The sequence below is a fragment of the Streptomyces sp. NPDC047028 genome (assembly GCF_040644095.1).
In the GTDB taxonomy this organism is placed as follows: Bacteria; Actinomycetota; Actinomycetes; order Streptomycetales; family Streptomycetaceae; genus Streptomyces.
This window is the reverse complement of sequence record NZ_JBEYVS010000001.1, coordinates 282,276-295,162: the sequence shown is the minus strand read 5'-3', so window position 1 is coordinate 295,162 and position 12,887 is coordinate 282,276. Positions and strand designations below refer to the sequence as shown.

General features: G+C 73.1%; 7 protein-coding genes. 1 reads left to right on the top strand and 6 read right to left on the bottom strand.

The features are described from left to right. Nucleotides 1-38: 38 nt before the first annotated feature. From ABZ854_RS01435 to ABZ854_RS01425, 3 genes are all read right to left on the bottom strand, one after another. Nucleotides 39-1,595, bottom strand: coding sequence for an integrin alpha (locus ABZ854_RS01435; RefSeq protein ID WP_361202458.1), 1,557 nt, complete (start codon nucleotides 1,593-1,595; stop codon nucleotides 39-41). A 295-nt stretch (nucleotides 1,596-1,890) separates the two neighbouring features. Next, a complete protein-coding gene (locus ABZ854_RS01430) occupies nucleotides 1,891-3,528 on the bottom strand; it encodes a serine/threonine-protein kinase (RefSeq protein ID WP_361202456.1) in 1,638 nt (545 codons plus the stop codon). A 53-nt stretch (nucleotides 3,529-3,581) separates the two neighbouring features. Next, a complete protein-coding gene (locus ABZ854_RS01425) occupies nucleotides 3,582-5,252 on the bottom strand; it encodes a protein kinase (RefSeq protein ID WP_361202454.1) in 1,671 nt (556 codons plus the stop codon). Nucleotides 5,253-5,500: 248 nt separating this feature from the next. Between ABZ854_RS01425 and ABZ854_RS01420 the strand changes: the two genes are divergently transcribed. Further along, nucleotides 5,501-5,914: a hypothetical protein gene (locus tag ABZ854_RS01420; protein ID WP_361202452.1), complete on the top strand. Its 414-nt coding sequence runs from the start codon at nucleotides 5,501-5,503 to the stop codon at nucleotides 5,912-5,914. A 102-nt stretch (nucleotides 5,915-6,016) separates the two neighbouring features. Here ABZ854_RS01420 and ABZ854_RS01415 read toward each other — a convergent pair whose 3' ends face one another. The 3 genes from ABZ854_RS01415 to ABZ854_RS01405 form a co-directional block, all read right to left on the bottom strand. After that, nucleotides 6,017-7,729 carry a protein kinase gene (locus tag ABZ854_RS01415; protein WP_361202789.1) on the bottom strand — a complete coding sequence of 571 codons (1,713 nt, stop codon included), beginning with the start codon at nucleotides 7,727-7,729 and terminating at the stop codon, nucleotides 6,017-6,019. A 128-nt stretch (nucleotides 7,730-7,857) separates the two neighbouring features. Next, nucleotides 7,858-10,554 carry a protein kinase gene (locus tag ABZ854_RS01410; protein WP_361202450.1) on the bottom strand — a complete coding sequence of 899 codons (2,697 nt, stop codon included), beginning with the start codon at nucleotides 10,552-10,554 and terminating at the stop codon, nucleotides 7,858-7,860. Between the two features lie 173 nt (nucleotides 10,555-10,727). Further along, on the bottom strand, nucleotides 10,728-12,854 hold the full coding sequence (locus ABZ854_RS01405) for a protein kinase (RefSeq protein ID WP_361202448.1): 2,127 nt from the start codon (nucleotides 12,852-12,854) through the stop codon (nucleotides 10,728-10,730). Nucleotides 12,855-12,887 lie beyond the last annotated feature (33 nt).

Below are 12,887 nucleotides of genomic sequence, written 5' to 3'. Positions count from 1 at the left end.
GCGGTTGTTCCTTCTGCCCGAAGTCTGGTGACCGTCGTTCATCCGACCGTTCCGAACGCCTCGCCCGCGTCGGGCAGGCCGCCCTGGCCCGGCAGGTACGTCGTCGTACCGGTGCTGGTCGTCCCGTCGGCGTCCGTCCACGGCAGGACGTACAGCACGCCCTTCGAGGAGTCGGCGGCCTTGCTGAACGGCACGCCGACGTAGAGGTTCGTGCTGCCGCAGGCCAGGGCCATGCCGAGGTAGTCGCGTGCCGTGGCCATGCCCGGCAGGCCCGAACCGCGGGTGAGCAGCCTGTCGTTCGCGCCGATCGCGGCGTCCAGGGGGCGGAAGATCTGGATCGCCCCCGCGTCCTTGACGGTGGCGGTGTCCTTGCCGGGGATGCCGACGGCGAGCCGGATGTCGGCGCTCGTGGTGACGACGCCGGTGTCGGTGTTGGCGATCGTCACCCGCTGGCCCAGGAAGTCCCCGGCCACCGCGTCTCCTTCGACGTCCGGGGTGGTGGCGTCGGCCGACGCCATCTGCGTGACCGCCCCGGACGGCTGGACCCGCACCACCGTGACGCTGCCCGCGTCCGGCGTGGTCCCGATGTCCTCACCGGGGACGCCGATGGCGATGAGCGCGTCGGAGTTGTACGTCTGGTCGCTCGGCCGGTAGTTCGTCACGGAGATCGACGTGCCGAAGCCGTCACCCGCCTCGGGGACGCCCCCGATACCGGTGCTGTCCTGGTCGATGCCCACGAGGGGCGTGGGCCGCCCGCCGGAGAGGGTCTGGCTGAAGATCGCGACGCCGCCCGCGAAGGCCTGGTCGCCGATGGCCTCGCCGGGCGAGCCGACCGCGAAGTAGCGGTTCGTCCCGCCGACGGAGTAGCCGAACCGGTCGTTGGTCTCGACGTTGCCGGGTACGTTCGGGCTGTCCTCGTTCTCCGAGACGACGGTCGTCCCCTGGACGTATTCGACGCAGCCGGCGTCCCGGTAGGTGGTGCCGTCCACGGTGACGTCCTCACCGGGCACCCCGACGACCAGGTACGGCGCGCCGCTCGCGGCCGAGCCCGCCCGCACCGAGTAGCCGAACCAGTCGTACGCCTCGGTGGAGGTGGCCGGGTCGAGCTGTGTCTGGGTGTATTCGTCGATCTGCGAACCCGCGCCGATACCGGTCGGCGTGCCGTGGAAGACGTAGATCGCGCCGGCGTCGACCAGTTGCTTGCCGTCCTGGGCGATGTCCTCGAAGGGGGTGCCGACCACCAGGTCCGTGCATCCGTCCCCGTCGACGTCGTACGACGTGCGCGAGAACCCGAAGCCGTCTCCCTGCTCGGGAGTCGCGTTCATGCCGGGAAGAGCCTGGGAGAGCTCCGACACGCCTTTGCCGCCGCCGAGCACGATCCGCACGAGTCCGGCCTTCTTGGCTCCGTCCACCGTGGCGTCCGGGTCGGCGATGACCGTGTCGGTGATTCCGTCCCCGTTGAAGTCACTGGCCGTTCCGCCCGTGCACGTGGTCGCAGTCGCCGGGGGCGCACCCAGCGTCACGACCCCCATTGCCGTCAGGAAGACGCCGGCCGCCGTGGCCAGCGCTCCCGTCAGACGTGTACGCGTACGCACACCCCACCCCTAGTTGTTTTGCGGGGCCGCCCAAGTAAGGGCGGCCTGTGAATCACGTAAGGGTTGACTAAATATGAGCTGCATAAAAGACGTCAAGCAGACCGGGCGGCCGCGGGGACGCGGCGGCCCCACGGAATCCAGCCATTGGCGCCGCATGCACCTCAATGGACCGGACCGGATCCTTCCGTATCCAATGCCGGCATACCGAACGTCATCCGCGGTGGGATTGATGCCTGATCGTCCCGGTCCGGCCGGTGGGCGGGCGACGTCGGCATGGCGGAGGGGACGGCGCAGGTCAAGGTTTGTTGATGTCCAGGCTCGCGATCGCCGTCTTCGCCACCTCGCGGCCGCGGGCCGTGAAGTCGCCCTCGCCCGGGTAAGAGATGAGGATCCGGTACATGTCGCCGGACTTGGTGCGGTAGTAGAAGACCTGCAGTTCGCGCTTGCGAGGGTTCTGGCTGTCGTCCGTCGTGTAGTCGACGGTGTTCTGGGCCGCCTGCTCGCCGTGGTAACTGACCTTGTCGTCCGTGTGCGTCCGCGCGCCGCCGGGCATGTCGAGGTCGTAGTAGCCGTCGTTGCGGAACGTCTTGTCGTCGGCGTACATCTGGGCCGGTGCGGTGTGCTCGATGGTGTGCGAGGTGTCCTGGGACTTGCGGGCGAGGTTGACCCTGACCCACAGGGCGCCGCTCTCGTCCTCGTACATCACCCAGTTCTTGTCGCTGTCGTCCTTGCCGGGCCTGATGACGTGGTACGACGCCGGGGTGGCGACCGTGGCGCCGAGCGCGGCCTCCGTCCGCTTCTCGAAGCCTGGGGGCAGCGGGCCCGCGAACGGGTCGGCGAGCACCAGGTAGCCGGCGACCACGGCCGCGAGCAGCGCGGCGCCCGCACCGAGCCACGCCTTGGGGCCGATGCGGAAGGTGCGGGCGGGGGCGGTGGGCAGGGGCACCGGGCGGGTGGGCTCCGGCGGGGCGGGCGGCTGGGCCGGCGGCTGGGCGGCCTTCTCCAGCAGGGTCCGGACCTGGGCCGCCGTGGGACGGTGGGCCGGGTCCTTCTGGAGCAGGCCCGTCACGGCCTCGGCCAGCGGGCCCGGTGCGGACGGCGGGGCCGGGACGGCGTTGAGGACGGACTGCAGCGTGGCCGGGGTGTTGCTGCGACGGAACGGGGAGACGCCCTCGGTGGCGGTGTAGAGGACCACGCCGAGGGACCACAGGTCGCTCGCGGGGCCGGGACGCTGCCCCAGCACCCGTTCCGGCGCGATGTACTCGGGCGAGCCGACGAAGCCGCCGGTGTCCGTCAGATTGGTCTCGCCCTCGATCTGCGCGATGCCGAAGTCGGTGAGGACGACCCGGTCGTGCCGGCCGAGCAGCACGTTGTCGGGTTTGACGTCCCGGTGCAGGACGCCGGCCGCGTGCGCCGCCTCCAGCGCGCCGAGCACGTGCAGGCCGATCCGGGCCGCCTCGCGCGTGTCGAGGGTGCCCTCCTGGAGGGCGGCGCCGAGGGTGCGGCCCCGCACCAGCTCCATCACGATCCAGGGGCGTTCGTCGACGACCGCGACGTCGTGCACGTCGACCACGGCCGGGTGGTCGAGGCGGGCCGCCGCGCGGGCCTCGCGGCGCATCCGCTCGAACGCGTTGGCGCGTTCGCGCTCGGGAAGGTGTTCCGGTACGCGGGGCTCTTTGACGGCGACCTCGCGGTCCACCGTCTCGTCCTTGGCCCGCCACACCGTGCCCATGCCGCCGTGTCCCAGCTTGGCGAGCAGCCGGTAGCGACCGGCGATGAGCCGCCCGGCACCCGGATCCGCAGGGCGGGACGGGGCCGGTACGGCGGCGGGCGTGGCGTACGGATTCGGCGGGCCGGGCTGCGCGTTCGGCGGTTGCAGAACAAAACTCGTCGTGTCGTCGGCGCCGCGGCCGGATCCCCCGTCAGTACTCATGGTTCATCCATATCGCGCCATGCGCGTCCGAATCCACAGCGGGCGCCAACCGGTCACAGACCCGTGACCGAGAAGGTGTCGACGGCCACGTCGTAGTACTCCCGGGCCTCCCGCACCTGCCCGACCGGCGCCGAGACCCAGACGTCGTACATCCGGCCGCCCTCCTCCCAGCACAGGTCGTAGGTGTGGCGCGGGCCCTCGGCCGCGGTGTAGCCGTTCCAGGTGAACTCCCAGAGCGTGGCCGGATGTCCGCGGTGGGTGGTCCGGGTGAGCCGGCCGTCTCGGTATCCGGGGTTCGTCCGGGCGCCGGCCGCCGCCTGCCGTTTCATCACCGCCGCGGGGCCGCCCGGCTCGGGGTCGGCGACCTTGATGCCGAGGCGGAAGGTCTGCCCGTCGGACAGGTAGAAGACGCGCTCGCCCTGCGGGCTGCGGGAGAACCCGTCCGGTACGGCGAGGGAGAAGCCGCCGGGGTCCCGGGCGAGGTGGTAACCCGAGGGCACGGCGGGCGGTTTGGCGGCGGTCGGGGAACCGGTGGCCGACCTGGTCACGGTGACCGTCGGGCCCGGGGAGGCGCTGGGGCGCGTGTGCGGGACCGGGCTGCGGCTCGCCGTGGCGCCCGGAGTGCCGCCGCCCCCGTCCCCGCCGCGGTCGAACAGCAGCGCCGCCGCCGACACGCCCGCCCCGGCAACGGCGGCGACCAGCAGGGCGGCGATCAGCACCCCCCGCGTGGACTGCCGGCCGGTGGGCGGCGGCTCGGCGCGCTGCGACGCGAGGGCGGTGAGGGCGGGGTGCGGGACGTCGGCTTGCGTCGGGGTGTAGGGCGTGGTGTGCGTACGGTCGCCCGTGCCGCCGGACCTGGACGACGCGCCGCCGTCGCCGGTCTCGGGCGTGTGTCCCGTCTCCAGGAACGCCCACAGCATCCGCTCGGCCTCCGCCGCGTCCAGGCGGCGGTCCGGATCCCGCTCCAGCAGGCCCCGGACGACGGGCAGCAGCGGCGCGGCCTCGGCGGGTGGCCGGATCTCGGCGGCGACGACGGCGTGCAGGATGCCGCCGAGCGAGTCGCGCCGGAACGGCGACTCGCCGCTGAGCACCGTGCACAGCAGCGCGCCCAGCGACCACAGGTCGGACTCCGGCCCGGTCCGCACCCCGGACATCCGCTCCGGGGCGGTGTACTCGGGCGAGCCGACGAAGGACCCGGTCTCGGTGAGCGTCGTGGCGCCGGCGACCTGCGCGATACCGAAGTCGGTGAGCACCGCGCGGTCGGTTCCGGACTCCATCAGCACGTTGGCGGGCTTGATGTCCCGGTGCAGGACGCCCGCCGCGTGCGCGGTGCGCAGCGCACTGAGCAGGGCGATGCCGATCCGGGCGGCCTCGGTGGCGTCGACGGGTCCGCGCGCGCTGATCCGGTCGGCGAGCGAGCCGCCTCCGACCAGCTCCATCACGATGTACGGCCGCCCGTCGTGCTCCACCACGTCGTGCACGACGATGATGTGCGGGTGCCGCAGCTGGGCGACCGCCCGGGCCTCGCGGAAGGTGCGGTCACGGCGGCGGCGGGCGTCGTCGTCGGCGAGCGCGTCGTCCGGGGCGAGTTCCTTGACCGCCACCTGCCGGCCCAGGACCTGGTCGCTCGCCCGCCACACGACACCCATGCCACCGCGCCCGATCCGCTCCTGAAGGCGGTAACGGCCCGCGATCAGACGGAAGTCGTCCCCCAGGGTCCCCATGAGCCCCATCATGCCGCACCGGACGGATGCCCTCCGGGGATGCGACAGGCCAAGTATGCCTGTGCGAAGGCACCGACAGCCCGCCGCTCTGGTGTTCCACCGCCACGGCTGCACCCGTAAGAGCCGGTCTCCCTGCTCAATCCGTCTCGGGATGGCTGCTCACGGGGGACGGTACCCAGTCATGCACGCTTGATCGGGTGGCTTGAATCGCGCTGTCATGTGCATCATGAGGCCGCTATTTTCGCCGGATGGGAAACACACTCAAGCGTCTTTCCATCACAGGCGTCGCGGCGGTGGCGATATTCGCGACGACCACGGTGACCAACGCCAGCGCGGCGGGTGGCGGAGCCGCGTGCTCCGTGACCGGCGCATCGGGAAGTCTCACGTTCAGCAACTGGTCGGCCCACCACGTGAACATCAGCGGCTGGGTCAAGGACACCGCCGCGGATGGCCACCATGTGGCCATCAGATTCGTTTCCATAGACGACAACGCCGGATGGGTGACCGAGTGGGCCTGGCATTCCGAATACAGCGGAAAGGGCTCGACTGCCTCGTTCACCACCTACGCGTCGCCCAGCGGTGATCATCTCGACCACATCGGTGCGCAAGTGGCCGTCATGGAAGGGAGCAAGATAGTTCGCGCTTGCACAGACTACGCCTGAGTCCCGCACCGAAGCTCTTCTCGCCCTGATCGCCCGGCGATCAGGGCGAGCTTAGTCGTGTCGGCCCGCGGGGCAGGAGCCTCCCCCGGCTGTCCTCTTGGATCAACCCTCCTGGAAGCTGCGCAGCATCCAGCTGAACTGCTTCTTGGTGGTGCCCCAGTCGGCCGCCGGTGAGGCCGCGTAGATGGCGTACTCGGTGCCGTTGCTCTCCATGTACCCGACGTCGATCGCATGGTAGGGCCCCGGAAAGTAGTGCGGCGGGTCCTTGGCCAGCGCGTTCCACGTGTACTCCCAGCGGACGCCCGGCAGGTCGCGGAAAAGCTCCTTCTTGAACTTCAGCTGCTTGTAGTCGATCAGCCGCCGTGAGACCCGCTGGTCCAGGTTGCTCATGTGCTCGTACGCGGTGCGGAAGTCCGGCGCGGTGTCGACGGCGATCCGCACGAGGTGCTTGCCCTTGTCGGGCGAGTAGTCGACCTGCCGCAGGCCGTCCTGGTCGATGGAGACGGACCGCTTCCAGCCCTTGGGCAGGGAGATGCTGAAGCCGAAAGGATCGTGCCGGACCTGCCAGTTCGCCGGCACCGCGCCCCCGGGGTCAGGGGTGCTGCTCGCCGAGGGGGTCTGGCCGGAGGGCGTACCGGCGTCGCTTCCGCCCTGGTTGTGCCACCGCTGGAAGCCGACGGCCGCGGCTGAGCCCACTACGGCGGCGACCGCGATGACGAGTGCGAGGGTGCGCAGCCGTCGGCGGGGGCGGGGGGCTGTGGGACCACCGAGGGGGGTGCCGACGGGGGTTCCGGCGGATGCGACGGCCGTCGGGCCGGTGGTGGAAGGGCCCTGGGGCGCCGTGCCGGTGCCGGGGCCCGGGGTGGTCGCTCCGGTCGCGTACGGGCCGGTCGTATACGGGCCTGATGTGCCGCCCGTGCCCCTGAACCCGGCCGCCCCGTGCGGGTCCACGCGGGTGCCCGTCCCCTGGGTGGGGATGAACGCCTGGGCCGTGCTCGGGCGGCGGCCCTCCGCCGCCTCGGCGAGCATCAGCTCCGCCTCCTCGGCGCCCGGCCGCCGGTCCGGCTCCTTGCGGAGCAGGGCGGCGATGACGGGTCCGAGCGGACCGGCGTGACGCGGCTCGTCCGCCTCCTCCTCCACGACCGCCTGCATGGTGCCGAGCGGTGAGGTGCGGCGGAACGGCGAGCGCCCTTCGACCGCCGTGTACAGCGTGGCGCCCAGCGCCCACAAGTCGGAGGACGGGCCGGGGTCGTGGCCGCGCACGCGCTCGGGCGCGAGGTAGTCGACCGAGCCGACGACCTCGCCGGTGCGCGTGATCGTGGAGTCGCCCTCTATCTGGGCGATGCCGAAGTCGGTGAGCAGGACCCGGCCGTCCCGGCCGAGCAGCACGTTGCCGGGCTTGATGTCGCGGTGCAGCACCCCGGCCGAGTGCGCGGCGCGCAGGGCCCGCAGCACCCACAGCCCGATCCGCGCGGCCTCGCGCGGCTCGACCCGGCCGCGCTCCTTGACCTCGTCGGCCAGCGAGTTGCCCTCGACCAGCTCCATGACGATCCACGGCCGGCCGTCGTGTTCGAGGACGTCGTGCACGGTGACGACGGCGGAGTGGTTGATGCGCGCGGCGGCGCGCGCCTCGGCCCGGGTACGGGCCAGCAGGACGGCCCGGTCCGCGTCGGAGACGTAGAGCGCGGCGGTCAACTCCTTGACGGCGACCGTCCGGTGCAGCACCTCGTCGTAGGCGCGCCACACCCGGCCCATGCCGCCGCTGCCGATGGAATCGGCGAGCCGGTAGCGGCCCGCGACGAGCAGGCCCTGCATCTGATTCACGTTGCCCCGCAATGCTCTTGACAGGGTCAGACTAAGGACCGGTCAACCGTCAGGGAACAAGCGGGGTACCAAGGTGACAGCACTGTGACGGTTCGCGCCGCCGTACCCGCACGGGCTGTTCAACGCGTGTAGCGGTACGTCGCGGTAGCCTGCTCGTACAGCCGCGTCACCTCGTCCCGCTCGGCCTCCGGGCCGCGCACCTGCACGATGTGGTAGCGGCCGTCGAGCAGGATCGCCATGTTGCGTACGAACAGGTCGTGTCCCTGGTCGTCGGTCCAGGTGAACTGGCCCTCCGCCATGGTCCGTCCGCCCACCTCGATGGTGCGCAGTCCGGTCGCCGTGGCCCAGCTGGAGTCGCGGTACGGCTGGAGCTCGCGCTCCTTGTTCCGCTGGTAGGCCATCGGGTCGCCGCCGTACTGCGAGGCGCTGTCCCGGCCCGGGACGACGAGCAGTTCGAAACCGCCGTGCGCGTACACCACCTCGCCGCTGCCGTTCTTCGGGGAGCGGTCCCAGCCCTTGGCCACGGCCACCTTGAAGCCCTCGGGGTCGCTGCGCAGGGTGAAGCCGTCGGCCACGCTGCTGTCGCCCTGCGTCTGCGTCTCGGTGGAGGGGGCGGGGGTGCCGTGTCCGGTCGGGCTGGGGGTGTCCTGCCGCGCGGGCGCCGTGGGGGCCGGGCTCACCTGCCCGGCGCTGCCCGTGCGGTCGCCGCGGTCGCCGCTGTCGTCCTTCGGCATGAACAGCAGGGCGTACGCGACCGCGCCGGCCAGGAGCAGCAGGACGACCAGCAGCAGCGTACGGCCCAGGTGGTGCGGCGAACCCCGGTCGTCGCGGGCCCGCTTGTGCCGTCCGTGCGGACCGGCCGCGGGCAGCCCGGCGCGGCGCCGGCGCACCAGCTCACCGCGTCGCCGCACGATCGGCAGCCGGCTCGGGTCGGCGGGCGGGACGGGGACGACGTGCGCGCCGGCGTCGGGCTCGGGCGCGGACCGCACCAGGCTGCGCAGCCAGCCGCGCAGCTCCTCGAACTCCGGGCGCTCGGTGGGGTCCTGACGCAGCAGGGACTCCACGACCGGCCTGAGCGGACCACACTCCTCGGCGAACGCGGGCGGCTCGGCGCACACCAGCTGCACCAGCTCGGCCGTCGACTCCTCCGGATACGGCGCGTGCCCCTGCACCGCCCGGAACAGCAGCGCCCCGAGCGCCCACAGGTCGGTGGCGGGCCCGATGGGCGCCGCCAGCTGCCAGTTCTCGTGCACGGACCCGGCCTGCTCGGGCGCCCACCGCTCGGTCACCGGCCCCACGACGGTCATCCGCACCTGCCGGGCCCGCTCGGCCGCGAGCGCCGTGGCGGGCCCGCGCTGCGGGGCACCGGCCGGAAATCCCGACCGGGGGGCGGCGGGGGCGAGTTCGGCCGGCGGCACGGGCTCCCTGGACTGGGCGGGGAGAGCGGGGGCGGCCCCACCCGGACGTGCGGCCGCCTGGCCCGGCTCCGGTCCGCCGGGACCGGTGCGCGGGGCGGCGCCGTGCCAGGGGGCCCCTTGGACGCCGTACGGGTCGGCGATACGCCCCGGAGGCCCGGGGACCGGCCCGGCCGGATACGGTCGCTGCTCGCCGTCGGCCCAGCCCATGCCGGACGGATACGGCTGCTGCACCGCCCCGTTCGTTCGCTCCGCTCCGGTGTCGTCGTCCTCGGTGGAGGGGCGGGCCGCGGGGAGGGCGGCTCGGGTGTTCTGCTGGGCCTCCTGGACGCGGGCCGCGGCGCGGGCGCCCGCCCGGTAGGCGGCGATGGCTCCGGCCCGCGCGGCCCGGATGTCCTCGACGCCGTCGGCCGCGCTCCGGCCCGGCGCACCGGCGCCGCCCGCGCTCGGGGCGCCGCCGGACGTCCCGCTCGCACCCGGCACCGGCAGCCCGCCGGCGCCCCGTGCCTGGATGGCGGCCCGCCGGGCGGCCTCGGGATCGGCTTCGACCTGCGGCACGGCCCTCCCGGCACCCGGTCCGGCACCCGCTCCGGCGCTCGCCCCACCGCCCGGCCGGCCCGAACCGAGCGCGGCTGCCGGGTACGGGGCGGCCGTTCCCGAGGGCGTCGGGCCCGGAGCCGTCGGGCGCGGGCCCGTCGCAGGCGGGGCGTCGCCGCTCGTGCCGTAGCCGCCGAACTCGCCGTGTCCGGCCGCTCCCCCGGTACCCGGCTCACCGCCCTCCTCGGGCGGGACCGGGTCGTACCCGCACAGCGCCTCCTCCGCCGCGCCGACCGCGAGGCCGGTCAGCATGACGCGGCCGTCGTCGCAGACGAGGACCGTGCGGGCGGTGATGTTGCGGTGGACCCAACCGTGGCCGTGCAGGACGCGCAGGGCCATGAGGACGTCGGAGGCGACCTCCGCCGCACGGTACGGCGACAGCGGCTGCTCGGCCAGCATCGCGGCGAGCGGCCGGGCCGCCACCAACTCGCTGACGACCCACAGGGAGCCGCCCTCCGCGAAGACATCGAAGACCTGGTCCAGCCGGGGGTGGTCGGGGATGCGGGCTGCCGCCTGCACGGCCTCGACGGCGCGCCGCACCGCCGGGTCGGCCGGCTGCCGGGTCGCGGTCCGCCCGGCGGGACTCGGGCGCGCCCCGCGCTGCCGCGGGGTGAAGCCCTCGGGCAGCCCCTCCGCGTCGAGCACCTCCGCCTCGACGACCTCCGGCAAAGGCACCTGCCGGACCAGCACTTCCTGACCGCTGTAGGTGTCGAAGGCGCGGGTCTCGGTGAGTTCGTACTCGTCGGCGGGGGGCAGCGGCAGACGGTAGCGGTCGGCGAGCACCCGACCCGCATAGTCCTCCACGTTGCCTCCCCCGGCCGGCGGTTGGTCACATCCGTTCGCTTCTGGGCCCGTTCCGCCCGTTCCGCATACAGAGTGGATGCGTACGGTCCTCAACCATTCACGATACGTGCCGGAGGCAACCCGCACCGAGGGGATGACGGATTCTCACGTTTCAACTCCCGGCCGGATCCCGCTCACTGCTTGGGCTGGAAGGACTTGGTCAGGGTCCGCCAGGTGTCCTTGCGCAGATCGCTGTGCCAGTGGGTGTCCTTCGCCGTGTACATCAGCGCGTACCCCTGGTGGTCATTGACGACGAACCCGCGGTCGATGGTGCGGTACGTGGTGCCGCCGTCGACGTAGGTGAACTCCCAGTCGGCGGTGTTCCAGCCCCGGTAGCCGACCTTCTCTATGCGGATCCGGTGGTACTGGGAGCGCACCATGTACCCCTCCTGGTTCTTCCAGTCCGCCACCGGGTCCCCCTTGGGCGAACCGGTCCAGGCGACGAGGAGTTTCTGCCCGTCGGGGCCGGTGTACCGGTCGCCGGCCGATCCGGTGGACTGGTACTTCCAGCCCTTGGGGAGCCCGATGGAGTAGCCCTGGGTGCCCTGGTGCGTGGACGCCACGGGCGCGCTGCCGCCGTCCTTCGACGAGCCGGACGCGGAGTCGCCGGCGTCGTCCGCGTCCGTGCCCGTGTTCGCGCCCGCCGAACCGGTGTTGGCGGACGCCGAGGAGGTGCCGTCGGCCTGGGCCCCGCTGCCGGAACCCGCCTTGCCGTCGCCCTTGCCCTTGCCCTGGTCCGCCTTGCCGCCCTTGTCCTTCTTGGTGGACGCACCGCTGCTCGCCACGGCCTTGGCGCCGCTGCTCCCCTTGTCGCCCTTGTCGCCGCCGAGGGTCAGGGCCAGCACGGTGCCGATCACCGCGAGGACGACCACCACGGCGATGACGACCAGCGTCCGCTTGGGCACCACGTCGGTCAGCGGCGCCCTCGGCACCTGCCGCGGCGGCAGGTCCAGGTCCGGCGGCGGAACGACGGGCCAGCCCGAACTCGGCTTGGCGGCCTCGGGGTTCGAGGCGCCCGCCGCGCCTGCCGCACCCTTGGCACCCTGCGCCGGAGGGGCCGTGGGCCGGGCGGGCACCCCGCCGGCGGCACCCGCACCCGCACCCGCAGCGCCGGACGACGACTGGGCCGGCACGCTCGCCTTGCCCGAAGTCCGCCCCGGGTTCCCGCTCGGCGTGCCCGAGGCAGCCCCGGACCCGGCGGTCCCCGTCGCCGCCGTACCCCCGCCGCTCTTGGCTCGCGTCACCGCCGCCGCGCTCGCCGCGCCCGCCGCCTTGCGGACCGAACGCAGCGCCCCGCGCAGCTTGTCGGCGGCCTCCTCGCCCCGCTTGCCGTCGGGGCCACCGGACTGGGCGGGCAGCGGAACGACCCGCGTGGCGTCCATCGACTCGGGCTCGGGCGCGTGGAGCACGGTGTTGAGCAGGGCCCGCGCACCCGCGTCGTCCAGGCGCTGCGCCGGGTCCTTGTTGAGCAGGCCGAAGATGACGTCCCGGAGGGGGCCGGCGTTCTTGGGCTCCTCCAGCGGCTCGGTCATCACCGCGGTGAGCGTGGCGATCGCCGAGCCCTTGTCGTACGGCGGCGTTCCCTCGACCGCCGCGTACAGCAGGCCGCCCAGCGACCACAGGTCGGCCGCGGGGCCCGGCTTGTGGCCGCGGGCGCGCTCCGGGGAGATGTAGGAGGGGGCGCCGACGAGCATGCCGGTGGAGGTGATGGACGGGTCGCCCTCGACCTGCGCGATGCCGAAGTCGGTGAGGACGACCCGGCCGTCCTCGGCGATGAGCACGTTGGACGGCTTCACGTCCCGGTGCAGGATGCCCTCGCGGTGCGCGGAGCGCAGGACGTCGAGGATCGCGAGCCCTACCTCGGCGGCGCGCCGGGGCTCCAGCAGGCCGTCCTCGCGGATGGCCTCGGCGAGGGACTTGCCCTCGACCAACTCCATGACGATCCACGGCCGGTCGTCCTCGTCGACGACGTCGAAGACCGTGACCGCGCTGTTGTTGCGGATCCGGGCGATCGCCTTGGCCTCGCGCAGCGTGCGCGTGATCAGGCGCCGCTTCTCCTCCTCGTCGATGTTCGACGGGAACCGCAGTTCCTTGACGGCGACCGTACGGCCCAGGGTTTCGTCCTCGGCCCGCCACACCGTGCCCATGCCGCCGCGGCCCAGTACGTCTCCCAGCCGGTAGCGACCGGCAAGGAGACGACGCTCGCTCTTGTCCTGACGAGTCTCCTGACGGGATGTCCCCGCCCGCTCCGCCTCCGACATGCGTCCCCTCATAACCCGCCCTGACAGAGCCTT

Excerpts from the sequence above, each read along its gene's own strand:
- ABZ854_RS01430 (WP_361202456.1), bottom strand. The coding sequence starts at position 3,528 with ATGAGTACTGACGGGGGATCCGGCCGCGGCGCCGACGACACGACGAGT.
- ABZ854_RS01425 (WP_361202454.1), bottom strand. The coding sequence starts at position 5,252 with ATGGGGACCCTGGGGGACGACTTCCGTCTGATCGCGGGCCGTTACCGC.
- ABZ854_RS01420 (WP_361202452.1), top strand. The coding sequence starts at position 5,501 with ATGGGAAACACACTCAAGCGTCTTTCCATCACAGGCGTCGCGGCGGTG.
- ABZ854_RS01415 (WP_361202789.1), bottom strand. The coding sequence starts at position 7,729 with ATGCAGGGCCTGCTCGTCGCGGGCCGCTACCGGCTCGCCGATTCCATC.
- ABZ854_RS01405 (WP_361202448.1), bottom strand. The coding sequence starts at position 12,854 with ATGTCGGAGGCGGAGCGGGCGGGGACATCCCGTCAGGAGACTCGTCAG.